The organism is Streptomyces sp. NPDC046349 (assembly GCF_055587885.1).
Genome location: NZ_JBVJFK010000012.1, coordinates 53,361 through 78,540 on the forward strand (window position 1 = coordinate 53,361; position 25,180 = coordinate 78,540).

The window sequence follows — 25,180 nt, forward strand, 5'->3', positions numbered from 1 at the left end:
TCCGCCGCGCGGTGTGCCGCGGGGCGTCGTGCTCGTCGTGGTGTCCTGTCGGGCACTTCGAGACTGTTCCCCGGGTGGCGTGTGTGTCGAGGAGGCGCGGGTCGCCCATTGCAGCGGGAAACGGGAAACGTCCGGGAAACCCCCTCCCGCCTGGGGTTTTGAGTATCCGTCAGTGGTGCTCACGGCTGCCGCGCGGTGGCCGGTGCGGGGGGGTGTTCGTCCGCCTGCACCGCGCCGAGGGGGTGTGGTGCGCCGTCATGTCCTCGCGGACGCGCCGGAACCAGGGCGCGGCAAACCGCATCACCTTCAAGGGTGGCCGGGGACCGGTCGCGGTGGCGGCCGGCCGACTCGGCCGGGCCGCCCCCGCCTTCGACTCCAACCGCACGGGAGCGGAGAATGCCGCGGATGAATCCTCAGCCGTCGTCGGGGCCCCTCGGCAGGGCGCTGCGCGCCGTACGGGGCTACCCGCGCCGTGCGCCGCTGACCGCCGGATACGTCTGCCTGCTCCTGGCCGGCCACGCCTGGATCGGCCGGGTGTCCGCCGATCGGGGGGCCGCTGTGCTGGGGTACCTCAGTACCAATGCGGACAACCTGCGGGATCATCCGCTGGCCGCGCTGGTGGGCAGCGCGCTGTTCTTCGACGGGACGCTCACGGACGTCGCGTCGCCCGGCTTCGTGGGCACCCTGATCACTTTGGGGCTGGGGGTGGGCTGCTTCCTGGCCTGGGCGGAGTCGCGGTGGGGGAAGCGGCGTGCGGTGGCCGTGTTCCTCGGCGGGCATGTCGCGGCCACGCTGCTCACCGCCGTCGTCATCAGCGTCGGGCTGCGGTACGGCTGGTACCCGGCGGCGGTGCGGCAGTCCTTGGACTACGGGGTCAGTTACGGCGCGCAGACGGTGCTGGCGGTCGGCACGCTCGCCCTGCCGCGCCGGGGGCGCCTGCCCTGGGCCGCGTTCGTGCTCGCGTGGCCTTTGGGCGGGGTCGAGTGGTACGGGCCGCTGCCGGACTTCACCACGGTCGGCCATCTCCTGGCGGCGGTCCTCGGCTTCGCCCTGGTGGCCGTCGCGGCTTTCAGGCGCCGGCGGGTCGGCGGCGGCGGGCCGTCCCGCGGCGGGGGCTCCTGCGAGCAGGTGCGAGGGGGCGGCGGCGTCTCACCGCTTGTCTGAGGGGTGGCGCCGCCCGCGGTTCAGTCCGGGCGGATGTGCGCAACCGGCAGGCTGTGCTCGGCGTGCAGGCGCTCGGCCACGAGTGAGCGGTGGCATGCCGGCGGATCGCGCTCGACGCAGAAGAGGGCGGTCACGGAGCCGCTCGGAAGAGCGGCCACGAGCGCGCCGAGGTCGAACGGGTCGAGGATCTCGCGGGTGTAGCGGTCGGTGTACTCGGCGGCCAGCGCGACGCGGTTGCGTTTGCCCACGCCCTGGCGGTCGTCCTCGCGGTACTGGAGCCGGCGCAGCTGCGTCGTCGGCGCCAGTTCCTTCACGTGCCGGTAGCCGATGCCCGCCGCGGCGAGCGCGCTGCGCAGTCGGACCGCGTTCGCCCAGGCGTAGTCGGGGCCCCGGACGCCGCGCCGCTGACGGAGGTCGAGCAGCAGTGCCACGCCCTCGGCGGCGAGCTTGTCGAGGAAGGCTGCGGCCGTGAAGCCGTAGACGCCGATCGTCACGATGCGTCTCATGGGCCCGCGCCCGCTGTCCGCCGGCCCGGCTCACATGTTCAGCATGACGGCGTAGGCGAGGAAGAAGAGGGCGCAGGCCAGAGCCACCAGGCAGATCAGCAGGAGGGGGCCCTTGCCCCATCCGCGGGTCAGGGGGCGGTACGGGCCGGCGCCGGAGCCGGTGCTCGATTCGCCGGGCGGTGTCTCGCCGGGCGGTACGCCGCCGTGGGGTCGGGGTGTGGTGCGCGGGTCCGGGTCTGGTGCGGACATGTCTGCCTCCTCGCCCCCTCGCCTTTGCCGGCAGGTCGGCCGGGCTGTCCGGCACCTACCCGCGGTGTGCCGGCCCATCCCTCGTGTCGTCGGGTGGGTCGGGGGCCGGGCGCCGGGTAGTCGCAGGGCGAGGGTGAGCGGCTCGGACCGGGGCCGGGCCGGCGCCCTGGGCGTTCCCGCAGCGGCGGGGCCGCCCGTCCCGGCACGAGGAGAGAGCCATGGGCATGAAGGACAAGGGCAGAAGGCTCAAGGAAGCGGCCGAGGAGGTCATGGGGACCGAAAAGAAGGAGTCCGCCGTGCAGGACGGCCGGGAGGTCCGCGGCGAGCCGGAGGAACGCCGCGGTCAGGGAGGCCGCCGGTCGTCGTTCGAGGATTCGGGCGAGGGGGCCGACGAGCGGTGAACCGGTCGGGGTGCGGGCGCGGGGGTGCGCCGAAGGGCCGCACCCGCGGGTGACGGCCCTTCAGCCGGCGGTCGGCGGTCGCCGGTGCCAGACGACCGGGGTGTAGGACAGGGGTGCGAATTACGTGCCGCATTGCGGTCGGGTGGTTCGCCGGGGTGCAGGGGTTTCCGGTGGCGTGGTGCAGAGGCCGGGCGGATGACTTCGGTGTCGGCCAGGAGCGTGCTGCGTGCTGCAGAGGTGCCCGGGGCTTTTTGGTGTCCGGCGGTGCGTTGCCGGGCACGCACTTCGGCGCGTCGGCCGGGGGCGGTGTTCTCCCAGGCCGCCCGGAGCATCCGGTCGCCGTGGCGCCGGATGGTCCGGGCGACTCCTTCGCGGCAGTCGGTGGCGGACGGCTCACCCGGCGCGGTCCGTCCGAGGCGGCGAAGGCCGTTCCGCGGCGGGGCCGGGCAGATGCCGGGCCGAGCAGCTCGACGTGCCGTTCCGGGTGGATCCCCGCCGGGTCGCGGCCGTCGACGAGCGGTCGCACCTCGGCCCACTGCCCGATCGCGTGGGGGTGCTGCGGTAGGGCGAACCGCAGGGGAAGGTGTGGATGGGGCCGGGGCGTGCATGGAGGCGGTGACCCGCTTATCCGGCTGACCGGCCCGATCCCGGGAGCATGCCTTCGTCCCGGGGCGGCGGGGGCGAGCCGGGCGGGGCCGAAGGGCCGGTCGGCAGGGGTGAATCGTCATCTAAGATTCAAGCTGGCCGCGGGGCCGGGGCTCGTCGCTGTGTGCGGCGACCGCGGAAGGGCCAGGCCGGCCGGTCGACGAGAGCGGCCCGCATCAGGGGGTTTCCGGTTCCGGTCCGGACGGGACCCCTCTGACGCTGATCATGAAGCTCCCGGGGAATCGCGTGCCGTCGGCGTGCGTCTCAGTGGTGTGAGATGCCCAGCCCGCACGCCCACGCACATTGAAGACCGCCGGGGAGAAGTGAGGGATGGCAGTGATCTGCGTCGGAGGCATGATCGGGATCGGCAAGACGAGCGTCGCCGAACTGCTCGCCAAGGAACTGGGCAGCGACGTCTTCTACGAGAGCGTCGACGACAATCCGATCCTTCCGCTCTTCTACACGGCGAGCCCCGAGGAGATCCAGGCGAGGCGCTACCCCTTCCTGCTCCAGCTCTACTTCCTGCAGACCCGGTTCGCCTCGATCAAGGAGGCGTACAAGCAGGGGGACAACGTCCTGGACCGGTCCATCTACGAGGACTGGTACTTCGCCAAGGTCAACCACGACCTGGGCCGGATCAGCTCCCTCGAGATGCAGGTGTACGAGGGCCTGCTGGGCGAGATGATGCGCGAGATCGACGGCCTGCCGTACCGCAAGGCCCCCGACCTCATGGTGTATCTCAAGGCGGACTTCGAGACGGTGCTGCACCGGATCGGCCTGCGGGGCCGTGACTTCGAGCAGGACGAGAGCCTCATCGAGTACTACCGCACCCTGTGGTCGGGCTACGACGACTGGGTGAACCTGCACTACTCGGCCAGCGAGGTCCTCGTCGTCGACATGAACCGCACCGATGTCGTGCACAACCCCGACGACGCCGCCCGCGTGGTCCAGGAGGTCAAGGACGCCCTGGCCGCGGTCCGGCAGAACGCCGCCGCCAGCCTCTGACCGGCGGGTCGTGGCCGTCTCCCCCGGGAGGGGGACGACGGGGTCGGACCGCCCCGCCGGCCGGAGGGCCGGGCCCGGGGCGCTCTCCTACGAGCCCGTGCGGAGCGGCGCCGAACAGCGGGCGGAGCGGCTCGTCCTCGTCCCCGACGACGAGGCAGGCCGCCGCGACCGGTCCCCGGGGAGTTCCGCGAGCGGTCCGGCTTCACCGTCGAGGCTCACGCACACCACGGGGCGTTCCTCCCCGCCCTCGCCGACGAGGCAGAACGCGCCCCCGAGGCCGCCCGCGCGAACTGCTGCGGCCGGGCCCCCGCTGCGTGCGGTGCGGCCGCTGCGTGCGGTGCGGCCGCTGCGTGCGGTGCGGGCGGTGTGGGCGGTGCGTTCACCGGGCAACCGTAGGCGGAGCCCCTGACACCGGCCGAGGCAGCGCGTGTGCTGCGCCGCCCGCTCCGGCGGGGCGGCCACCGGCGGTCCGGTGCAGGGCTGCTCGCTGACCCCGGCACCTCGCCCGGCCCGAACTCCTCGGCGCCCGGCATCCCGTGCGGGCAGGTGGTACGGGGCCCGGCGGGCGCTGAACGGGGGCGCGGCCGCGGTGTTGGGCCGTACGCGGCGGGTTGCCGTGCCCCCGCTCACCCCGTCGGGGGAACAGCCGGTGCTTCGCGTGGCGGGAGGTGGTCTACTGCGGCTCGACCAGCGGAAACCTTCGCAACAGGAGGCAGCATGAGCGACGTGGACCTCGACTTCGAACCGCCTGCGGAAACGGGTGGGAGCGACACGTTCCCGATGCGGGCAGGGACTTTGCGCAGGAACGGCCATGTGCTCATGGACGGCTTTCCCTGCAGGCTCACCGACGTCTCGATCTCGAAGTCGGGTCAGCGCGGTCTGACCGAGGTGAACCTCACGGGGATCGACATCTTCACCGGCGAGCGGCGCGAGGACATGCACCCTTGCGCCCACGAGGTGGAGGTACCGGTGGTCGTCCGCGCCGAGTACGTGCTGGCCGGCATCGACGAGGGGTACCTCTCGCTCGTGGCCGAGTCCACGGGAGAGACCAGGGACGGCGTCGCGCTGCCGGGGGGAACGCTGGGCCGGGACATCGAGAGCGACTTCGCCGCCGGCCGGGGCGTCCGCGTCACCGTGACCCGCGCCATGGGCCGGGAGGCCGTCACCGGCCATCACGCGCAGTAGACAGGCCCGCCGCGGCCGGCGGCGCGGGTGCGGCCCGGCGGGGCCGGCGGCCGCCCACGGGATCCTCGGCCGGTAGGCCTTGCACGCCGGTTCGGTGCGCCGCCCGCCGTGGCCGGGCGGCGCGGGCTCTTCCCCCGGGCGTCGTCGAGGGGCATGGGCGGACGCGGGGGGGGCTCCCCCGGACGGGCGGCCCGGCGGGCACCCGGCCGCCGGCGGCCGGAGGATCGGTGCGGGGGCACGTGACGGGAGCGGACCAGATGGCGGACACCACGGGTTGCTCGAAGAGGGCGCGCGTCGTCGTGCTGTGGCATGTGCTGGCCCTCGCCGGAATCGCGGTGGCGGGGTGCGGCGGCGGGGCGCGCGAGGGCGGACAGGTGCCCGGGGCGGGGCCGCACCCGCAGGCGGCGCGCTCGGGCCGGGTCAGCGTCGTCTACGAGACCGGTACGGTCGGGCCGCAGGACCGGCAGGTCGTGGCGCTGATCCGGAACTCCCGTGTGCTGGAGCGGACGGCCGACTGGGTGAACAGGACGCTCACCCTGCCGCACGACCTGGTCGTGAGGGTCACCTCCGACGTGCCGCGCGGCGTCACCGACGCCGTGACCCAGCCCGACGGCAGGACGATCTTCGTCCCGCCGTCGTTCCTGGCCGAGATCGAGAAGGCCTTCGCCGATGTCGTGAAGACCGTCGAGCGGCCGGCCCCGTTGACGGCGTCGCAGTACAACACCGACGACCTGACCGTGCTGTCGACGGAGTTCATCTTCGGCCACGAGATGGGCCATGCGCTGCAGCGCCAGTTCCCGCTGGCCAACCTCGGCCTCGAGGAGGACGCGGCCGACGGCTTCGCGTCCTTCTACACCGTCGACGAGGTCGGGCCGGGGCCGTCGCTGGCCGCCGCGGTCCTCTTCGACGCGATCGCCCGCAAGGAGGGCCGGCCGACCCTGGAGGGCATGTCCAGCGACCACCCGGTAACCCAGCAGCGGGCCTACAACTTCCTGTGCTACCTGTACGGCAGCGACCCGAGGAAGTACCGGCGGTCCCTGGTCGACAGCGGTTATCTCCCCCGGACCCGCGCTCCTCTGTGCCCGCAGGCGTGGGCGATGCTGGACTACGGCTGGTGGACCCAGCTCCAGCCGCACTTCAGCTCGGCGTTCAAGGCCGGGGGTGACGGGGAGCAGAAGAAGGCGCAGGCGCGGCTGGTCGCGGAGACGCGGGACCTGGCGAAGCGGATCGACGAGATCCGCAGCAGTCAGTGAGCCCGTGTGCGCTTGGGCGGCGTCTTGTGGCGGTCCGTCACCGCCCGCCGGGCCTCTCCCCTGTTACGCAGCCATGACACTCCAGAGCTTTTGAACACGCTCAACAGTCGCTAGATTCTTGAACATGATCAAAACTGGGTACGGGGCATGGGTGCGCGAGTTCGAGTCCGAGCGGGAGCGCCGGGCGGCCGTGGGCGACCCCGACTGGGGCAGGGGCGCGCAGCTGCCGGGCGAACTCGTCCGCAGCCTCCAGAAGTTCCAGGTCGGCGAGGACGGCGACGGCTCCGCGCTCTGCGGCAAGGCCGATCTGGCGGGTGATCCGGTGTACTCCGAGGCGGTGCGGCTCTTCATCGCGGAGGAGCAGAACCACGCGCGGATGCTGAGGCTGCTGCTGGAGGCCGGCGGGGCCGGAACCCTGGACGGGCACTGGAGCGACGCGGCCTTCGTGCGGGTGCGGCGGCTGCTCGGGCTGCGGGTGGAGCTGCTGGTGCTGATGATCGCCGAGGTGGTGGCCCTGGGGTACTACGGGGCCCTGCGCGACGGTGCCGGCGATGCGCTGGTCCGCGAGGTCGCGGGCCGGATCCTCGCCGACGAGGAGCGGCACGTCCCCTTCCACTGCCTGCGCCTGCACGAGGGGCTCGCCCTACTGCCCCGGCCCGCCCGGCGGGCGGTGACGGCGGGCTGGCGCGGGCTGCTGGCCTGCGCCGCAACGCTGGTCGCGGTGGACCACGGCCCGGCCCTGCGGGCCTGCGGGGTAGGGCGCGGCGCCTTCGTCGCGCAGGCCCTGCGCTCCTCCGCGTGGATGGCGCGCGCGATGTCGGCGGGCCCGGTCCCCGCACCGGCGGGGGCGGCCGCGCGGGTGTGAGCCTCGCCGTCCGCGTCGGCGCCCGCGGGGCGATGTGTCGGCCTGCGCGGCCCGCGGGGGGCTGCGCCTGGCCGGGCGTACACGAAAGACGCCCGGCCGGGAGGTCCCGGCCGGGCGTCTTCGGTGTGCGTGGGCTGCCCGCTGGCGGCTCAGTACCAGTGGTGGGTCTGCCAGAAGTTCCAGGCGCCGACGGGGCTGCCGTAGCGCTCGTTCATGTAGTCCAGGCCCCACTTGATCTGGGTGGCCGGGTTGGTCTTCCAGTCGGCACCCGCGGAGGCCATCTTCGAGGCCGGCAGGGCCTGGACCAGGCCGTACGCGCCGGAGGAGGCGTTCGTGGCGGTGTGGTTCCAGCCGCTCTCGCGGGAAACGATGTTGTTGAACGCCGCGAACTGCGCCGGGTCCTTGATCATCTGCTGGGCGATCGCCTTGGCGCTCGTCGGGGCCGCCTGGGCGGGCACCGCGGCGAGCATGGAACCGGCGACGCCCAGGGCGAGGACGGAACCCATGAGGGTCTTCTTGGAGGCGGCGATGCGGCGGATGACGGTGTTGGACACGGAGATACCTTCCACAGGGGACAAGGGCGGTCGCGGCATGCCTGGGGCATGCGTGAGCCACTCACGCGGTGGAGAGGGGTTCGTCGGCGGCGGGTGAGGACCCGTGCCGCCCGGCGACTCATCCAGTTCTACAGACGCCCCACCCCCCTGGCAACGACCGCCATTACTAGGGGGCTTCGCAGTCGGGGACCGCGGGCCCCGGGGTGGGCGGGAGGGGGTTCGCGCAGGTGGGAGCCGGGTGGAAGGGGCCGCAGCAGGGCCTGGGGGATCTACTATCACGCTTCGTGTGTGACGTGAGTCCTATGGGGCGAGTCACCCGCCGGGCGCCCGAATCTCACCGACTGTCACCGGATGTACCCCTTCGAGAAGCGGGACAGATGTCCGTATTGCTATGAATTCGAAGGAAATGAGCGGCCCGGGGCTGTCTTCCCTGCCCGGCCCGGAGCGGGTGGCGCCGGGCCCGGCCGCGGGCGCCGCCACGCGGCGGCCGGCGAGCCGCGACGGCCCGAGGGGCGCGCTGCGCACAGCAGCTCCGGACCGGACGCGTGTGCGCGGCGGTGGGCGGGGCTGCGGCGGTAGGGTGCGGGCCGTGTCCGAGCAGCAGCGTGACCTCGCCGGGTACGGCGCCGAGCCGCCGCGTGCGGCGTGGCCGGGGGGTGCCCGCGTCGCCGTCAGCCTCGTGCTGAACTACGAGGAGGGCGGGGAGCAGAACGTCCTGGAGGGCGACCCCGCCTCGGAGGGGTACCTCCACGAGATCGTGGGTGCGCCGCCCGTGACGGGCGGGCGGGACCTGAACGTGGAGTCGATGTTCGCCTACGGCTCGCGCGCCGGTTTCTGGCGCGTCCACCGCACCCTGGCCGCGCACGGTGCGCCGCTGACCGTCCACGCCGTGGGGCAGGCCCTGGAGCGCAATCCCGACGCGGCGCGCGCGATGGGCGCCGCCGGCTGGGAAGTGGCGGGCCACGGCTGGCGCTGGATCGACTACCGGCACGTGCCCGAGGACGTCGAGCGGGCCGACATCGCACGTACGGCCGGGGTGATCGGGCGGCTCGTCGGGCGCCGGCCGGTGGGCTGGTACACCGGCCGGACCAGTGCGAACACGCGGCGGCTGGTCGCCGGGGAGGGCGGTTTCCTCTACGACAGCGACGACTACTCGGACGACCTTCCGTTCTACGTCGAGGCGGGCGGCCGCCCGCACCTGGTGGTGCCGTACAGCCTCGACGCGAACGACTTCAAGTTCCTGATCGTCCACGGCTTCACGACCGCGGACGACATGCTCGCCTACCTCGTCGACACCTTCGAGACGCTCCGCGCCGAGGGTGCGGACCGGCCGCGCATGATGAGCGTCGGCATGCACTGCCGGATCATCGGGCGGCCCGGGCGGATCCGCGCGCTCGACGGGTTCCTCACACACGTCGCGCGGCGGGGCGGGGCCTGGGTGGCCACGCGGGAGGAGATCGCACGGCACTGGCTGGCCACGCACCCGCCCGCGGGCTGAGCAGTGGGGGGCCTTAGGATGCCGGGCGGGCGGGGCCGTAGCGCAGAGGTCGTCGCGCGCGGTCTCCAAAACCGTGAGGACGCCGGTTCGAATCCGGCCGGCCCCGTCCACTGCGCCCGCTGCCGTCCCGCGCCGCCGCGGAGCCCCCGCAGACCCCGGTGGAGGGTGCCTGCAGGGGCCGGGCGGGCTGGTCGGCAGTGACCTTCCGGACGAGCGGGGGCGGCTACGCCGCGGGGGTCTTGACCTTGTCGGGGTTCTCCTTGTCCAGGACGGACGGGTCCGCGTTCGGGGCGGGCTTGGGGGCCGGGTTGGTGTCGGGCTTCGGGGCCGGCTTGGGGGCCGGGGCGGGCTTGTCGGGCTTGTGCTCGCAGTAGACCTTGCCCTGGTAGAACTTGCAGCCCGGCATGTTCTCCACGTCGCGGACCTTGTTCTTCTTGCCGTGGTGCTTCTTGTTCTTGCCGTGCTTGTTGTTCTTGCCGTGCTTCTTGTGCTCCCGCTTCTCCTTCTTGCTCTCGTTCTTGCTCTCGTGACCGCTCTTCGCGGGGGCAGCGACCGAGGTCGTGCCGGCCGTTGCCGGGGCGGCGAAAGCGCTGGTGGGAACCAGCACACCGCCTCCGACGATCGCGGCCGAGACGGCGTACATCGCGAAACGCTGCTTCCGGGAGGTGGTACGGAACATGAGAGTGACTCCAGATGAGAGGCGGGGGGGGAGATCGGATCCAGAGAACCTGGTGCGAAATGTCCGGTTTGTTCTCTGGTTAAAAGACTGGCTCCCCGACTTCATGAAGCTGTCCGCCGACTGTCACAGGCGCGTGACAGGCGGCGCGGCTCCCCCATCCGGGGCCCGTCCGTCCCCGTCGGCCCGCCCCCGGCATGGCGCGGGGCCCGCGGCGGCGTGCGGCGGATGCTGGTGGCGATGCCTGGCGACCCTGCAGGAGCGGCCCGCCGCCGGGCAGGCCGGGTCATCGGCATCGGGCTCGCCGCCGTGCCGACGTTCCCGCTCGCCCAGGGCTCCTGGCAGTGGTTCGCCACCTCCATCGGCGTGACGCTCTTCGCGGTGGTCTTCGCCTTGCGGGTGCGGCCGGTCCGGCGGCCCGGCATCCGCACGGCGTACATGCGTGCGCTGGTCGCGTACGCGCTGGTCGTCGGACTGGGCACGGCGATCGCGGCGGCCCCCGTGCCGCAGCGCCGGGAGTGGCTGTTCCCGATGCCGGGCACCCGCGGCGCCTGCGAGGACATCGGCCGGTACGAGGCCATCCGCACGCGGGCCGCGGTGTACGCGCAGGAGAGCCGGCGGGAGAAGGCCGTCGCCGCGCGCCTGGCTCCACGACGACGCTGTGGCTGCCCCTGTACGGGGCCGGGGCGGCCGTACCGGCGGGCGGGGGGCGTGGTCCCGCGACCGGCACCGGGCCGGAGGCGCTGCCTGCCCGGTTCCTCCCCGCAGGATCCGGTGGACGCGGGAAGCGCGGCAGGCCGGGCCGGCCGGACCAGCCGGCCGGCGCGGCGCTGCGGCGCGTGGGTACGACGCGGGAAGCGCCTGCGTCCGGCATACGGCGCCGTGCGCCGGGGGGCGGGGTGGTCAGTCGGCCAGGGGGACGGCGATGTCGCAGGCCGGGTCGGTCGGGCCGATCCGGGACCAGTCCGCGAAGTAGACCTCGCGGGGCGCCGCCCCCGTGGTGCGGGCCTCGCGCTGTGCCCAGGCGTGGACCGCGTCGTACGCGGAGAGGATCTGCGGGTAGGCCGTCTGCGCCTTGGTGAGGCGGGTGTAGGCCTGGGTGTGGGCCGGTTCGGTGCGGGAGGCCGCCGGGAGGCGGCCGGCGCGGGCCGGGTCCACCGGGACGCAGAGCTCCACGGGGCCGTCGCTGTCCTCGTTGACCTCTCCGTGGTAGACGACGAACGGGTGGCCGAAGAAGCCGCCGTGCGCCTGTGCCGCCTGGGCCAGCCGGGCCAGGGCGGCGGGGATCCAGTGGGGCAGCTCCTCCGGGGTGATGTGCCGCTGTTCCGTGAGGACCAGCTGCTGCGGCACCTCGCGCTCCTGGATCTCGTACATGTCCGTGGTCCCTTCGTCTCCGAGCAGGTGGATACGGAGGTGCGCCGCCAGCTCGCGCTGCGCCGCGTGGCGGAGCTCGACGCCGTGCCAGTACTCGGCCACCAGCCGGGCCGCCTCCGGGGCGGGGGCGGCCAGGACCGCGCCGACGTCGGCCAGCGGCATGTCCAGCCCGCGCAGCCGCACGATCAGGCGGGCGGCGGCGAGCCGGCTCTCCCGGTAGTACCGGTAGCCGGTGACGGCGTCGACGTGGTCGGGCGGCAGCAGGCCGTGGCGGTCGTAGAGCCGCAGGGCCTTGTGCGACAGCCGTGCCCGGCGGGCGAACGCGCCGATGCTGAGCAGTGCTTCTTCCTCCATGGCCGCTACGCTCCCCTCTTCCCCAGGGTCAGGGTCAACGGGGCGAGCCCAGCGGTCGCCGCCGGGGTTCGGGCCGGTAGGCGCGGCAGCGGCCGGGGCCGGGGCCGGTGGTGCGGCAGGGCGGGCGGGTGTCCGGGGGTGAAGGCCGTGCGGCCGGTGAGGGCTTCGGCGATGCTGCAGGCGACCTCGGCCTCTTGGGCGGTGGTTTGCACGGTGGGCCGGTGTCCGCCCCGGCAGGCCTGCCGGTCGGGGATGCCGGCGGCGAGGAGGGCCGGGAAACCGGGTGCCGGGCTCCGCCGGTGTGCGTCGTCGAGGTCCACCGGTGCAGGATCGCACCGCCTCCCGCCCGGCACGTGCCGGGGCCCGGCCCGGGGCGGGGGATGCGCCGGGCGGGACGGGGCCGCAAGCATGGACGCCGCGGCCGGCCGGGCCCGCCTGACGGGGCTCCGCCCGCCCCGCCCCGCACGCGACCTCGCCCCGCCGTGCGCGCGGCGCGGGAACAGGGCTGGGGGCGGCTGCGCCGGCAGGGGCGGCCCCGTGCCGCGGGGCCGGCGGCCCAGGCCCGGGCCGGGAGCGGCCTGGTCTCGTTGGCGTCCGTGGAAGGGAACTCCTGCCGGGGCGGGCGTCGGGCGCATGCGGCCGGGTCGTCTCCGGGCCGGCGGCCGGGTGCGCGCCGCGCTCACCGGGGCCGGGGGTTTTCGGCGGCTTCGGTGGGCGGGGCGGGCGTTGAGGCGGGTGCGCGCCTATCCGGCGGCGGCCGATTGGAGGGCCGTTCGGAGGGCCGTTTGGAGGCGGCGTGCCTGGGTGGCCAGTTGGGAGGTGCCCTTGCGGGCGGCGGCCGGGGCCAGGCCCTCGGGCAGGGGGCCGCCGGCTCCGCAGTGCTCCACGCAGTCGGCGGCCACGGCGAGGAGTTCGCCCGCGCCGCGGGCCGGGCCGTCGGCGAGGACGGCGGGCAGGGCACCGGCCAGGAACGCCCAGGTCGTCGCGTACGCTCCGGTGGCCGCGGCCGTGCGGGCCGCGTCGGCCAGCCGGTTGGGTTTGACGGTGCCCAGGCGCAGCAGTTCGGCCAGGTCGCGGCCGAGGAGGGCGGTGTCCAGTTCGCCGCGTGCGGCCAGGACCAGGAGTGCGTCGACGGCGGCGAGGCGGTCCTGGGTGTGGCGGGCTCCGAGTGCGGTGGCCACGGCGAGGTGCAGTGCGGGGCCGGCGGGGCCGCCCAGTTCGGCGAGCCGGGAGAGGACTTCGCCGGCGCCGCGGTCCTCGCCGATGGCGCATTCGGTCAGGTGGGGCAGCAGCCACACGGCCTGGGTCTCGCGGTCCTGCGGCAGGATTGCGAGGTGTGCGCGTTCCTCGCCGCGCCAGTGCCAGCAGTGCGGTGTCCCGGTGCGGGGGCGGCCCAGCGGGTGGAAGACGGCGGGGAACTCCTTCTGGATGACCGGGTGTTCGGGGATGTCCAGGACGATGCGGCGCACGGTCAGGCGTTCGCCGCCCCACCAGTTGCGCAGGCCGCGGTCCTGGTCGGTGACGTGGCGGGTGGGGGGTGCCGGTTCGCCGTCGGCGGTGAGCCAGGCGGCCAGGCGCCGTCCTTCGGGGGTGGCGAGGGCGGCGGCCGCGGCGGCGGCGCTGGGGTCGCGCCGTACGCGCAGCAGGGCCTGGGCGAAGTCGGCGGGTGCGGGGGTGGTGCCGCCGCGGCCGTATGCGGTCAGGCGGGAGATGAGGTCCTGGGGTTCCAGGGTGCCGCAGTCCCAGGTGGGGGTGGCCAGCAGGAACGGGAGGGGGTCGGTGAGCACGCGGAGGGCGGCTTCCCGGGCCCGGGCGGCGGTGACGCGGTGGAGGGCGTCGTGGATGCAGTTGTGTCCCGGGCCTCTGCCGTGGACGGGGCGCCGGGGTGAGAGGTCGGCGGAGTCGAGGCGGCCGAGGACGGCGGCGGCGAGGAGTTCGGGGGCGCGGAGGTGGCCGGGGTCGGTGTGGCCGGCCCCCTCGCGTGCCCAGTGGCGGTCGGCGAGGGCCGGGAGCAGTGCGGCGGCCAGGGCGGAGCGGTCCTGGTGGGCGTGGCGGACCAGGAGGTCGAGGGCGGTCTCGGTCTCCTCGGCGGTCGGTGTGCTGCTCTTGGCGAGGGCGGCGACGAGTTCGACGGTCTCGGCGACGGATTGGCCGCCGGTGGCGAGGGGGCGGCGTTCGGGGGCGGCCGGGAGGGTCTCCTCGTAGGCGTCGGGGCCGGTGCCGGCGGGGTCGGCGATGGCGCCGAGCAGGGCGGCGGCCGTGCGCCGCAGGGCGGGGCCGAGTTGTCCGGCCTCGAAGGCGAGGTCGGCGCGCAGGGCGTCGTCGTGGGGGCGCAGGTGGGTGGCGACGAGGGTGAGGGCCTTGTCCTGCAGGGCGGTGTCGGGGTGGCCGAAGGCGGCGGCGGCGGCGGGCAGCAGGGTGTGGCGGTCCTCGGGGTGGCGGCGCAGGGCTTTGCCGAGCAGGACGAGTTGGGCGCGGACGAGTTTCTTCTCGGGGCGGAAGAGGACGGCGGCGGACATCTCGGCGAGGCGGTCGGCGGGGAGCCGGCCGGCCTCGAAGAGGGCGGTGAGGGTCTGCTGGGCGCGGCCGGCGGTGGGTGAGGGGGCGTCGGCGGCCAGGGCGATCCAGTCCGCGGTGTGCTCGGCGCGTTCGTCGGTGGTGAGGGTGAGGACGTCGAGGAGGTCGGTGTAGAAGGCGAGGTGGGCGGTGCGGCCGCCGCGCAGGAGGCGGTTGACGGTGGCGGTGAGGAGGATTCGGCGCGGCACGGTGCCTTCGGCGGCCAGGTGGGCGAGTTCGGCGGGCCAGCGGCCTGGGGCGTTGGGGTCGTCGTACCAGGTGAGGGAGGGGGCGGGTTCGGTGGTTTCGAACAGGCGGGGTACGAGGTCGGCTGTGTAGGGGTCCTCGCGCAGGGCGGCCCGCAGGGGGCGGGGGCGGGGGCGTCCTGTGGTGGTGTCGGTGCTGGTGGTGGTGGCCCGGGCCCAGGCGTGGACGAAGCCGTCGGTGGTGGGGGCGGGGGCGCCGGTGTCTTTCAGGAGGGCGCGGATGAGGGGGTAGTCGTCTTCGACGGTGGCGGTGCGGGCGGCGAGGCGGTGGGCGACGTCGGCGCGCCAGGCGGGTTCGCGGGCGGCGAGGAGCGCGGCCAGCGGGGTGGTGTCGCGGGGGCGGCCGTCGCGCAGGTCGCGGGCGGCGATCCAGGAGGCGGCGGCGGCCGGGCCGGTGTGGCAGGCGGCTCCGGCGAGGTGCAGGGCGTGCAGGGTGGGCTCGGCGTCCCAGCGCCGGCTCCAGTCCCAGCCGCGTATCTCGCGCCGCAGGGCGGTCAGTTCGGGCAAAAGGGCGCGGCGTGCGCTGTCGGTGAGGGGGCTGATCAGGGTGGTGACCTGGTCGCAGCGGCCGGTGCGGACGGCGTCGAGGAGGGTGTTCATCGGGTGTCTCCGGCGGCAGCGGTCGTGGCGGTGGTGAGGGAGGGGGTGGTGGTCGGGGTGCGGCGGGCCATGCGGACGGCGAGGGCGTGTTTGCAGGGGCCGCGGCGGCCTCGGTAGTCGGCCCACCACTGGCAGGTGCAGCTCAGGACGCCGCCTGCGGCCTCGCGGACCTGGTAGTGGCGCTCGCCGGAGCGGACGGTCGCGGTGCCCGTTCCTGCGGCGGCGGGGGTGTGGAGGTGGACCGCGCCGTCGGTGAGGAGGGCGCGGGCGGCGGTGAGGCGGGGGTTGCGGGCTTCGGCGCGGTGGGCGTCGTAGGGCAGTTCGCGGTGGAAGTAGGCGGCGTCCGCGGCGTCGTAGCCGACGCGGCCGGCGGTGCCGAGGCGGGTGAGGGCGGCCCGCACGCGCTGCGGGCTCAGCGCGCTCTGGGCGGCGAGGTCGGCGATGTCGATGCGCGGCTCCCAGGAGAGCAGCACGGACACCAGGTCGGCGTCGGCGGCGGCCTCGTCGCCGGCCAGGGCCTCCAGGACGGCGCCCTCGCCGGAGAATCCGCGGCCGGCGTCCGGGGACAGGGTGAGGGTCAGGCGCATGCCGGGCATGGCGATCTCCCAGGCGGCGGCGGTGGCGGCGCCGTCGTGTCCGGCGGGCCCGTACACGCGCAGTGCGGTGGCGTGCCGCAGCACCCGCTGAAGGGCGGTGAGGCGTTCGGGGCCGGGCAGGCAGACGGCGCCGGGGACGGGGCGGGTGGTGGGGCGCAGGGTGCGGCCGGCGGGGACCACCCACAGGGGTGCCCGGCTGCCGGAGCCGGTGGGGGTGGTGCGCGGGAGGGAGCGCAGGAAGCGTACGGCCTCGGCCGCGGACAGTTCGGCGCGCAGGTCGAAGGCGGCGGTGATGACCTGGGATTCGGCGAAGCCGCGCAGCCAGCGGTCGGGCAGCGGGACCTTCTTCTCCACCACGGGTCCGTCCAGGGTGGTGACGGCCAGTTCGTCGGGGCCGACCCGCAGGTGGAGGGGTTCGTCGCCGCTGAGCCGGGACAGGGCTTCGCGCAGCGGGTTGTTGACGTCGACGTTGGTGGTGCCGTGGCCGGTGTCGGCGCCGTCGAGGCCTTCGGGGAGTACGTCGAGCCGGGCGTAGACCCCGCAGCAGCCGGAGAAGGACTCGAAGCGCAGCCGGTCGCCGCCGGCTGTGACGACCGGGTCGAGGGAGGCGCGCAGGGTGCGCTGGTGGTAGCGGGCGGCGGCGACGTCCGCGACGGCGAGCAGGCCCCGGGCGGCGGCCTGGGGCGAGCTCAGGAACCCGGCGAAGAACTGCGGGTGGGCTTCGCGGCCCACCGGGGTCAGCCCGCCGGAGGTCTCCAGTCCGAGGAGGCCGGTGCCGCCTTCGGTGGTGAGGGCGGACGGGCGTGCGTAGGCGAGTGCCTGGATGGATCGGCTCATGGGCGCAAACGTAGGGGCGACCACCGACAACGCTGACGGTCTGTCAGTTGCGGTGTGGGGCGGGGGCCGTCATGACGTCCGCTCCCCCGGCGCCGGCGGTCCCGTTCTCCCGCATCAAGATCCGTGTCGCGGTCCTGGTGTTCTGCGGCGAGGAGGTCACGCTCATCCGCCGCGATCGCGCGGGTCGCACCCACCACGGTCCGCCCGGCGGGACGTGGAGGACGGCGAGGGCTCACCTGTGCCCCTGCGCCGACGCCGGGCTCGGCGAGGAACTCGGCCTGGACGTCGGCCTGGCCGAGGGCGGTGACCTGCTGTGGGTGGTCGGCCGGCGCGTCCCCCGGCCGCGGGCCCACACCGCCGCGCAAGCTCCATCCGATCCACCGCCTGCGCATCACCCCCGAGGTGCGCGCCACCCTCGCCGAGCGGGAGTGGGACGAACAGCCCGACGGGCGCCGCGCGGTCGGCGTGATGGAGTGGATCGGCCGCCGGCGGGCCGCCGGGCTTCCGCTCTTGCGTCCCTGGCTGCCGCTTTCGCCGCGCTGCCCGGCCCCGTGCGGCGACCGCCGGCGCCGCCCTGGCCGATGTCACCGACGACAACCGCACGTGGGTGGGGTGTGGGGGCGGCGCGGTCAGGGGGTCCGGCGCGGGCGGGCGGGGCGGTGCGGGCGGCGGCGGGCGGCGGGGGCCTCCGGGGCGGCCTGCGGTGAGGAGAACCCGCCCGCGACGGGCACGGGGACGGCCGCCGGTGCGGTGGCGGGTGCGGGGACCGGGGCCGTGGGCGGGGCCTGACGGCCCTGGGGCTGGGACCGGCCGAGGACGGCGGTGTGCGCGATGAGCGGCGCGCAGGACTGGCAGATCTCGGCGAGCGTCCAGACCTGTCCCACGGCCGGGTTGTGGACCAGGACCAGGAGGGTGGAGCCGGTGCACTGGGTGCGGGCCTCGTGGAGCGAGCACTGCGCGGCCCGGCAGGCGCAGGCGGTGTCGGGGCGGACGGTGGCCAGCCGGGCGTGGGCCCGGACGTGTTCGGCGGCGAACCGCTTCAGGGCCGCGGTGTCCTTCGAACGGGGCGGCATGCGGCAGGCTTCGGTGCTGCAGGTGACGGAGGCGCTGTGATCGGCGTGGCCGGTGAGCCGGACCGTCCAGGTCCGGCCGGGCACGCGGGATCCGGGCATGAGGGTCAAGTCGGGGTCCGATCGTCGTGTTCCGGGTGGTCGGTCGCGGTCGGCCGCACCGACGCGGTGCCGATCGCGGCGGGGTGGTGGACCCCGCGGGTTGTCGTCCCGGGCGGCGTCTGCGGCTGCGGCGCCGGGCAGCGGAGAAACGGACATCGCGCGGCCTCGGACCTGGGGTCTTCGGTCTTTTTCGCACGTGCCCGCGGGCTCTGTCAATGGCGCGTACCCGTCCGGCCGTCCGCCGGACAGGAACGGGGGCGGGGCGGGGCGGCCGCGTTCGGGCGCGGGACCGAGGGGATTCGAACCCGCCAGACCGCAGGCCAGGTCCGGCGTCCGGCCGCCGGTCCCGGCTCCGGGGACCTCCGGGTGGCCGGGATCGCAAGGGGCCGCTCTGCCACGGCCACGCACCTGGGGGGACCGCGCGGTCCCCCGTGCGGCGGAGGCTACGGCGGCCCCCGCCGGGCCGGCGGGGCGGGCGGGGCACGGCCGGGGCCGGCGCGGTCAGTTCGGCCGGCGGGGCGGGCGGGGCACGGCCGGGGCCGGCGCGGTCAGTTCGGCCGGCGGGGCGGGCGGGTGAACCGTACGGGGACTCCCGGGGAGTACAGCACGCTCACGGGCGGGCCGGCGGGCGCGGGCAGGCCGGCGGCGGCCATCAGGTCCTCGTCGCAGCCGAGGAGTTCGGCGCGGTGCAGCGGCCAGCGCGGGTGGCTGTTGGGCAGGTACAGCAGCCGGCCGCGGAAGTCGCTGTGCATGGCCCAGCGGGCGGTCAGGAAGTGTTCGAGGGCGGTCGGCTCCGCGATGGGTTCACCGGTCCGCACGGTGAGCGTGCTGTGCGCGCCGCGGGGTCCGGGCCAGCGCCGGCTGCTGGTGTAGGTGAGGGTGGGGCCGTCGCGGCGGACCGACATGCGTGACCACACGTACGGGAGGCGGAAGGCGGTGCGGGCGGTGAGGACCGGGAGGAGCCGGGAGGCGTCGAGGGAGCGGAAGACCACGCCGCGGCGGCCGTGGGCGTCGACGGAGTAGAGGCGGACGTTGGTCTCGGGGAAGGAGCCCAGGTAGGGGATGCCGGGGAGGCGCAGCCAGCCGACGCGGTGCATGCGGAACGCGACGAGGCCGATGTAGGTGAGGCCGTCGAGGGTGTCCGGGCTGGTGCCGGCCGGGAGCAGCGGGGCGACGTCGGCGGGGTCGGCGGGCCAGTGCAGGAAGGTCAGGTCGAGCCAGGACTGGGTGAGCAGGTGCCTGTGCGGGCCGGCGGGGCGGGGCGGATCGGCCGATACCGCCTCCACCGGCACGGCGGCCGGGGCAGGCACGGCGGGCGGGGCAGGCGCGGGGGCCCCTGGGGGATCCGGGGGCTCGGGGGGCGGCGTGGGCGGCGTGGGCGGCATCAACGTCAGTATCCCGCAGGGGGCCGGGGGTGTCGGGCTGCGGTTGTCCCCGCCGCGGCCGGGCGCCGGCGGCGGGGGCGACCGCGTACGGCTCAGGAGGCAGGGGCGGGGGCGGGGCAGTACTCGGCTTCCATGATGGCGTCCGGGGCCGCCGCGGTGCTCCAGTCGCCGTTGCGGTTGTAGGCGAGCTGGTGGCCGCCGTTGTCGGTGGTGACGGCCAGGGAGGTCGAGCCGACCATGCCTCCGCCGTGGCCCCACAGCGTGGTGCCGCAGCTCGTGCGCATCCGGGTGATGCCGAGCCCGTAGGCCATGCCGGGGCGGTCGGGGTTCTCCACCGTGGTCTTCATGGCGGCCAGTTGCCGCGGGGCGAGGAGTTCGCCGCGCATCAGGGCGCGGTAGAAGCGGTTCAGGTCGCCGGCGGTGGAGATGATGTCGCCGTCGGCCCAGCCCTGGGAGCCGTTCATCTCGGTGACGTCGTCGATCCGGTCCAGGTCGTGTGCGAACAGTTTGGAGTAGGCGCGGCTGCTGGGGCGGGGGATGTGGATGCTGTTGCCGGGGTTGGTGGTGGCTTTGAGGCCCAGGGGCCTGATGATGCGGTCGCGGACCTCGGCCTCGTAGGTCCGTCCGCCCGCCTTCTCGATGATCAGCCCGGCCAGGACGTAGTTGGTGTTGGAGTACGAGAAGCGGGCGCCGGGAGGGAACAGCGGCGGGTGGGAGAGGGCCACCTGCACGTGCCGGGCGGGCGGCAGGGTGTCGTAGCGGTGCCGCAGGTAGCCGTCGCCGAGCAGGTACGTCCGCAGGTACTCCTCGTCGGCGAGGTAGTCGAAGAGGCCGGAGGTGTGGTTGAGGAGCCGGCGCACGGTGATCGTGCCGCCGTCGTTGCCGTTGCCCCTCACCAGGCCCGGCAGATGGCGCTCGACGGTGTCGTCGAGGCCTAGTTTGCCTTCCGCTTCCATCTGGAGCAGGACGGTGGCCACGAAGGTCTTGGTGATGCTGCCGATCCGGAACCGGTCGTCGGTGCCGCGGGGGGTGGCGGTGGTCAGGTCGCCGACGCCGGAGGCCGCCTTCCAGACGCCGCGGGCGTCGCGTGCCTGGGCCGTGATGCCGGGGATGCCGGCCTGGACGTCGGCGTCCATGGCGCGCCGGGTCGCCGCGTGCCGGGCCGTCGCAAAGTCCTTGCCGGCGGGGTCCTGGGAGGCCCGGGCGGGGGCGGTGAGGGCGGTGGCCGCCATCGCGGCCGCCGCCAGGCCCACCAGGGCGACCCGTGCGGCCGTAGCGGTCGTGCGTAACGTCATGCCGTGCTCCTTGGCGGTCTGGGTGCTCGCTGGGACTGCTGCGGCTTTCCCCGGGAACCGGTGGGGTCCGCCCGCCGGGAAGGACCGCCGCCGGCCGGTCGAGGGTTGAGCGCAGCCCCCGTGCCTCACCTGCTGGGTGCAAGGCGGCATCAACTCCTGGTGGGACGACGGGCGCGGGGCGGGCGGCTAGGTTTGCGGCCGTTCGCGACGCCCGTCATGGAGGTTCGCAGCATGCAGACCTGTTGCGCCGTCGCCCCGCGCGGGCGCGTGGCGGGGGCGACGGCCCTGGTCCTGACCGCGCTCACCGCACTGACGGGGGCCGCGCCCCGGGCCGCCGCCACGGCGCCCGCGGCCGCGGTGTCCCGGCCCGAAGCCGCCGCCCCGCCCGTGCCCGGCCTGTCCTGGGGCCCCTGTGCCGGCCCGCGGGACGGCTTCGAGTGTGCGACCGCCCGCGTACCGCTGGACCACCGCCGGCCGGGCGGCCCCACGATCCCCCTCGCCGTCACCCGGCGGCCCGCGGCCGACCCGGCCCGCCGCACCGGGGTGCTGCTGCTGCACCCGGGCGGGCCGGGCAACTCCGGTGTGGACTTCGCCCGCACCAGCCACGCCGCGCTGCCCGCCGCGCTGCGCGACTCCTTCGACGTCGTCGGCTACGACATGCGGGGGGTGGCGCGCAGCGGCCAGGTGGAGTGCTGGGACGACAAGCAGTACGCGGCCGCCGTCGACGCCGCGCGCGGCGTGCCCGGCCCGGGGGCCGTGCGCGGCGCCGTCGGACTGGGCGCCGACTTCGCGGCCGCCTGCCGGCAGCGCTCCGGCTCCCTCGTGCCGTTCCTCGGCACCGGCTACAACGCCCGGGACATCGACCTGCTGCGCCAGGCCCTGGGCGAGGAGACGCTGTCCTTCTACGGCCGTTCCTTCGGCAGCTACGTCGGCACCGTGTACGCGGCGCAGTTCCCGCGGCGGGTGCGGGCGATGGTCCTGGACGGGGCCTACGACCCGCGCCTGTACGCGGAGGTGCCCTACGCCTCCGACGCCGCGCAGTTCGCCGCGCTGGACGCGGCGGTCGGCCGGTTCCTGGACTGGTGCGCGGGCAACGCGGCCGTCTGCGGGTTCGGCGGGGGCCGACCGCGCCAGGCCCTCGCCGAGCTGAAGCGGGTGCTGGACGCCGACCCGGTCATCACCGCGAGCGGACGTCCGGCCACCGGCTACACCCTGGCCTACCGTCTGATGTTCAACATCAACGCGGGCAAGGAGATCTGGCCCTATCTGGGCGAGGCGCTGCGGGCGGCGCAGGCCCGCCAGGCCTCGTTCCTGCTGTCCCCGCCGTCGCCGGCGTCCTTCGACTTCCTGACGGTGAACACGGCCGTCGAGTGCGCCGACCGCGTCTACCCGGCCGGCCGGCTGCTGCTGGGCGCGCTGGTCGGCGCGCACGCCGCGTCGGCTCCGCTGCTGGGCCCCCCGGTCGGTCTCGGGCCGCCCGCCTACGACCACAACCACGCGCCGGCGTGCGTGCAGTGGCAGGCGGACCGGCCGAGCCGCTACGGGGGCTCCTACCGGGCGGCGGGTTCCGCCCCGATCCTGGTGCTGGGGACGACCGGGGATCCCGACACCCCCTACCAGGACGCCGTGTCCCTCGCCGGGACGCTGGAGAACGGCCGGCTGCTGACCTTCGCCGCCGAGGGGCACACCGCCTACAACCGCAGCGCGTGTGTCAGCGCCCTGGCCACCGGCTACCTCTCGACGCTGGCACTGCCCGCGCCGGGCACCGTCTGCACGGACGAGGCACCCCCGGAACCGGTCGGGCGGCGCACGCCGGGCCTCGAGGTCGACGAGACGCGCGATGTGATCCCCGTACTGCGCTGAGCACCCGGGCGGGCAGGACGGAGCCGGGACAAGGGTGAGGGCGGGGGTGGGGTGGGGGCCGGGCGGGGTGCGGTCCCCGTCGCAGCCATGAGGGCCAGGACCGCACCCCGCACCGGTCACCTACCCGGGGCCGCCCGGCCGACACCCGCCGGCATGCAGGACACCGGCTCACCGCCTGCCGGCGCCCACCGGGGGCTCATAGGGCGGGCTCGTGGGACGGCTCGTGGGACGGCTCGTAGGGCGGCTCGTGGGGTGTGCCGCGCTGGCAGTCGTAGACGACGGTGAAGTCCGCGGCCGACTCCGCGTACTGCTCCAGCTGCTCGCGGAGCACGGCCGCGGCCCGCGGTTCCCGCCGCTCCAGCTCGGCCCAGCCGGTGAACCGCAGGTGTGCGGGCATGGCGACGAGGCCGGTGATCGCATCCCAGAACGCGTCCCAGTTCATGCCGTAGAACGCAGGGAAGCCGAGTTCCCGCTTGAGGGCCTTGTGGAGGTCGCGCTCGCTGCGGACCGGGCCGACGTCGATGACCACAGGTCGGGCGGGATCGTGTGCGGGGTCCTCGGGGACGCCCCAGAACGTGGGGAGCCACCAGCACAGGACCGCCCCGTCGTCGGGCCAGGGCCGGTACCCCGTGTCCCCGGAGTCCTCGAAGAAGTCGGTGTCGGGGTCGATGGGACGCCAGGCCGCGTCCAGGGGTTCGTCGTCCGCCGCGGGCCGCGCGAACCGCCTGCCCCGTTGATCACAGGCCCCGTACGCGCGGAAGTTGAGCTGGGCCTCGACGAGCGACACCCGGTTTTCACCGCCCGGCAGGAACGGCCGGCGGAACTGCTCGGGGTCGTCCTGCCAGCAGCAGACCGGGCAGACGGCGTAGGAGCCGGGCCACCCGTCTTCGGTGTCGAAGACGAGATGACCACAACAGGGGCATGGGCGACGGGTGTCCACCGGGCCAGTCTGCACGGTGCCGTAACGGGCGGCGGCGCGAGCCAGCGCCGGACATGCGGCGGCACCTCGCAGAGATTGCCTCTGCGAGGTGCCGCACGACCGCTCATCGCCGACTGCTGGCTGCCGGTCAGCCCTGGGTTCCGCCCTGGGTGTTGCCGGAGCCGCCACCCTGCGTACCACCCTGGGTGTTGCCCGAGCCGCCGCCCTGGGTGCCGCCCTGGGTGTTCCCGGACCCGCCGCCCTGGGTGCCGCCCTGGGTGTTCCCGGACCCGCCACCCTGCGTACCACCCTGGGTGTTCCCGGAGCCGCCGCCCTGCGTACCGCCCTGAGTGTTACCGGACCCGCCCCCCTGGGTGCCGCCCTGGGTGTTCCCGGACCCGCCACCCTGCGTACCACCCTGGGTGTTCCCGGACCCGCCACCCTGGGTTCCGCCCTGGGTGTTGCCCGAGCCGCCACCCTGCGTACCGCCCTGAGTGTTGCCCGAGCCGCCACCCTGGGTTCCACCCTGGGTGTTCCCGGACCCGCCGCCCTGGGTGCCGCCCTGGGTGTTGCCGTTGCCGGCACCCTGGGTTCCGCCCTGGGTGTTGCCGTTGCCGGCGCCCTGCGTACCGCCCTGGGTGTTGCCGTTGCCGATCTGGGTGCCGCCGATGGTGTTGTTCGAGCCGCCGATGATCGTGTTGTTGACAATGTTCGTCACGTTGTTCGTCACCTGGTTCACCACAGAGGGCGCCAGTCCGAGCTTCTTCGCTTCCGAAGCCGCTGCCTTCCGACCAATGGCGGCTGCCTGCGCCTGGGAAGCTCCGCCGCGCGCCGCCTGCTGGGCGGCTGCCGTGCCTCGTGCCGTTGCCGCTGCCACGTCGGTCTTCGTGGAGACCGAGGCGGGGCCCGTCGGCGCGCACCGGACGGTGCCCACGGAGACCGGACCGCCGCCGGTGATTCCGACCCGGATGTCGCCCTTCGGTCCGGCTGCGACGCGGGCGATGGTCTTCCCGTCGCGCTTGACGTCGTAGGTCTGCTTGAGGACGAAGCCGTTGCCGCGGATCTCCCCGTTCTTCAGGCTGCATACCGCCGCAGGGGCTGCGGTCGGAACTGCGGAAGCCTGGGAAGCGAATGCCACTCCCGCCGTGCCGGCGAGTATCGCGGTGGCACAGGACAGACCGGCAATGTTGGCGACGTGCTTCTTCCTCGACATTTAAATCTCCCTTGAATGGTCGACCCGGATTTCCGAGATTCTCACGAGCCGGGGATTCGGCTTGTCTGCTTTCTCAGTTCCGTCTGATGGCCGAGCGGTTTATCTGTCTCCAGATTGCCGTTTGCGGGCGTGGGAAGAAAGCGACGGAGATTCGGGGCTTGACAAATTCAGATCCGGGTGGGCGGTCAATGGGGGCTGGTGGCGGCGGGTTTTAGAGACCTGTGGCGGGTCTGTGCCGCTGCCCTTGCGGGGTGGACCGGCCGCCGCGTTCGTCGGTGTTTCCTCGGGGCGTGGGGCCGGGTGAGGGCGCGGGGCGGGTGGGCTGGGGAGAGGAACAGTCCCCTCTTTCGGGTTCCGGTCGCGGCGGGGCTTGGGACGGCACGGGTCGAGCCGTTGCCGCCCCGAGGTGGTCGGGGTGGCAACGGCTGAAGGGGACGGCATCGCCTCGCAGAGGGAGCCCCTGCGAGGTGATGCGCTGATCGGCCTGTTTGGTCAGCCCTGGGTTCCACCCTGGGTGTTGCCGGAGCCGCCACCCTGCGTACCACCCTGGGTGTTGCCCGAGCCGCCACCCTGCGTACCGCCCTGGGTGTTCCCGGAGCCGCCGCCCTGCGTACCGCCCTGGGTGTTCCCGGAGCCGCCGCCCTGCGTACCGCCCTGGGTGTTCCCGGACCCGCCACCCTGCGTACCACCCTGGGTGTTCCCGGACCCGCCACCCTGCGTACCACCCTGGGTGTTCCCGGACCCGCCAC

The 25,180-nt window shown here is 74.7% G+C and carries 22 protein-coding genes and 1 tRNA gene; 9 read left to right on the forward strand and 14 right to left on the reverse strand.

The annotated features are described in order from the left end of the window. The first annotated feature begins 405 nt into the window (after window positions 1-405). Window positions 406-1,164, forward strand: coding sequence for a rhomboid-like protein (locus ACZ6JS_RS26975; RefSeq protein WP_469301664.1), 759 nt, complete (start codon window positions 406-408; stop codon window positions 1,162-1,164). A 20-nt stretch (window positions 1,165-1,184) separates the two neighbouring features. Here the strand turns inward: ACZ6JS_RS26975 and ACZ6JS_RS26980 are convergent, their stop codons facing one another. After that, window positions 1,185-1,670: a DUF488 domain-containing protein gene (locus ACZ6JS_RS26980; protein ID WP_469301665.1), complete on the reverse strand. Its 486-nt coding sequence runs from the start codon at window positions 1,668-1,670 to the stop codon at window positions 1,185-1,187. Between the two features lie 30 nt (window positions 1,671-1,700). Beyond that, a complete protein-coding gene (locus ACZ6JS_RS26985; protein WP_469301667.1) occupies window positions 1,701-1,919 on the reverse strand; it encodes a DUF6480 family protein in 219 nt (72 codons plus the stop codon). A 218-nt stretch (window positions 1,920-2,137) separates the two neighbouring features. On the opposite strand from ACZ6JS_RS26985, the gene ACZ6JS_RS26990 reads away from it, so the two are divergent. The 5 genes from ACZ6JS_RS26990 to ACZ6JS_RS27010 all read left to right on the forward strand — a co-directional run bounded on the left by ACZ6JS_RS26990 (window position 2,138) and on the right by ACZ6JS_RS27010 (window position 7,273). Next, window positions 2,138-2,320, forward strand: coding sequence for a hypothetical protein (locus ACZ6JS_RS26990; protein WP_469301669.1), 183 nt, complete (start codon window positions 2,138-2,140; stop codon window positions 2,318-2,320). A gap of 975 nt (window positions 2,321-3,295) precedes the next feature. Next, window positions 3,296-3,970: a deoxynucleoside kinase gene (locus ACZ6JS_RS26995; RefSeq protein ID WP_469301671.1), complete on the forward strand. Its 675-nt coding sequence runs from the start codon at window positions 3,296-3,298 to the stop codon at window positions 3,968-3,970. 717 nt (window positions 3,971-4,687) lie between these two features. Beyond that, complete coding sequence (gene eif5A / locus ACZ6JS_RS27000) at window positions 4,688-5,155, forward strand: translation initiation factor IF-5A (protein ID WP_469301673.1); 468 nt, start codon at window positions 4,688-4,690, stop codon at window positions 5,153-5,155. A gap of 257 nt (window positions 5,156-5,412) precedes the next feature. Next, window positions 5,413-6,408, forward strand: a complete 996-nt coding sequence (locus ACZ6JS_RS27005; protein ID WP_469301675.1) for a DUF4344 domain-containing metallopeptidase — start codon at window positions 5,413-5,415, stop codon at window positions 6,406-6,408. 124 nt (window positions 6,409-6,532) lie between these two features. Next, complete coding sequence (locus ACZ6JS_RS27010; protein WP_469301677.1) at window positions 6,533-7,273, forward strand: ferritin-like domain-containing protein; 741 nt, start codon at window positions 6,533-6,535, stop codon at window positions 7,271-7,273. Window positions 7,274-7,422: 149 nt separating this feature from the next. On the opposite strand, the gene ACZ6JS_RS27015 is transcribed toward ACZ6JS_RS27010, so the two are convergent. After that, complete coding sequence (locus tag ACZ6JS_RS27015) at window positions 7,423-7,827, reverse strand: aggregation-promoting factor C-terminal-like domain-containing protein (RefSeq protein ID WP_469301679.1); 405 nt, start codon at window positions 7,825-7,827, stop codon at window positions 7,423-7,425. A gap of 589 nt (window positions 7,828-8,416) precedes the next feature. Here ACZ6JS_RS27015 and puuE point away from each other — a divergent pair. Together puuE and ACZ6JS_RS27025 are read left to right on the forward strand one after the other, a co-directional pair. Further along, entirely contained in the window at window positions 8,417-9,325 is a 909-nt protein-coding gene (puuE, locus tag ACZ6JS_RS27020; RefSeq protein WP_469301681.1) for an allantoinase PuuE, read from the forward strand. Window positions 9,326-9,356: 31 nt separating this feature from the next. Further along, a tRNA-Trp gene (locus ACZ6JS_RS27025) sits at window positions 9,357-9,431 on the forward strand. Window positions 9,432-9,548: 117 nt separating this feature from the next. On the opposite strand, the gene ACZ6JS_RS27030 is transcribed toward ACZ6JS_RS27025, so the two are convergent. From ACZ6JS_RS27030 to ACZ6JS_RS27065, 8 genes are all read right to left on the reverse strand, one after another. Beyond that, entirely contained in the window at window positions 9,549-10,004 is a 456-nt protein-coding gene (locus ACZ6JS_RS27030) for a hypothetical protein (RefSeq protein WP_469301682.1), read from the reverse strand. A 900-nt stretch (window positions 10,005-10,904) separates the two neighbouring features. Further along, a complete protein-coding gene (locus ACZ6JS_RS27035) occupies window positions 10,905-11,729 on the reverse strand; it encodes a MerR family transcriptional regulator (RefSeq protein ID WP_469301685.1) in 825 nt (274 codons plus the stop codon). A 5-nt stretch (window positions 11,730-11,734) separates the two neighbouring features. After that, entirely contained in the window at window positions 11,735-12,049 is a 315-nt protein-coding gene (locus ACZ6JS_RS27040) for a hypothetical protein (protein ID WP_469301687.1), read from the reverse strand. Between the two features lie 423 nt (window positions 12,050-12,472). Further along, the gene (locus tag ACZ6JS_RS27045; protein WP_469301689.1) at window positions 12,473-15,151 is read right to left on the reverse strand and encodes a DUF6493 family protein; all 2,679 of its coding nucleotides are present in this window, start codon (window positions 15,149-15,151) and stop codon (window positions 12,473-12,475) included. Continuing rightward, window positions 15,148-16,584, reverse strand: coding sequence for an SWIM zinc finger family protein (locus tag ACZ6JS_RS27050; protein ID WP_469301690.1), 1,437 nt, complete (start codon window positions 16,582-16,584; stop codon window positions 15,148-15,150). The genes ACZ6JS_RS27045 and ACZ6JS_RS27050 overlap by 4 nt, the downstream gene beginning before the upstream one ends. 629 nt (window positions 16,585-17,213) lie before the next feature. Next, on the reverse strand, window positions 17,214-17,756 hold the full coding sequence (locus tag ACZ6JS_RS27055) for a hypothetical protein (protein ID WP_469301692.1): 543 nt from the start codon (window positions 17,754-17,756) through the stop codon (window positions 17,214-17,216). Between the two features lie 548 nt (window positions 17,757-18,304). Further along, window positions 18,305-19,141 carry a YqjF family protein gene (locus tag ACZ6JS_RS27060; RefSeq protein WP_469301694.1) on the reverse strand — a complete coding sequence of 279 codons (837 nt, stop codon included), beginning with the start codon at window positions 19,139-19,141 and terminating at the stop codon, window positions 18,305-18,307. A 92-nt stretch (window positions 19,142-19,233) separates the two neighbouring features. Further along, window positions 19,234-20,436: a serine hydrolase domain-containing protein gene (locus tag ACZ6JS_RS27065; protein WP_469301695.1), complete on the reverse strand. Its 1,203-nt coding sequence runs from the start codon at window positions 20,434-20,436 to the stop codon at window positions 19,234-19,236. 231 nt (window positions 20,437-20,667) lie between these two features. On the opposite strand from ACZ6JS_RS27065, the gene ACZ6JS_RS27070 reads away from it, so the two are divergent. Continuing rightward, a complete protein-coding gene (locus ACZ6JS_RS27070) occupies window positions 20,668-22,299 on the forward strand; it encodes an alpha/beta fold hydrolase (RefSeq protein ID WP_469301697.1) in 1,632 nt (543 codons plus the stop codon). A gap of 196 nt (window positions 22,300-22,495) precedes the next feature. Here ACZ6JS_RS27070 and ACZ6JS_RS27075 read toward each other — a convergent pair whose 3' ends face one another. The 3 genes from ACZ6JS_RS27075 to ACZ6JS_RS27085 form a co-directional block, all read right to left on the reverse strand. Beyond that, window positions 22,496-23,239 carry a CPCC family cysteine-rich protein gene (locus tag ACZ6JS_RS27075; protein WP_469301698.1) on the reverse strand — a complete coding sequence of 248 codons (744 nt, stop codon included), beginning with the start codon at window positions 23,237-23,239 and terminating at the stop codon, window positions 22,496-22,498. 127 nt (window positions 23,240-23,366) lie between these two features. Further along, entirely contained in the window at window positions 23,367-24,431 is a 1,065-nt protein-coding gene (locus tag ACZ6JS_RS27080; RefSeq protein ID WP_469301700.1) for a hypothetical protein, read from the reverse strand. Window positions 24,432-24,923: 492 nt separating this feature from the next. After that, a partial coding sequence (locus tag ACZ6JS_RS27085) for a hypothetical protein (protein WP_469301701.1) occupies window positions 24,924-25,180 on the reverse strand: 257 nt, incomplete at its 5' end.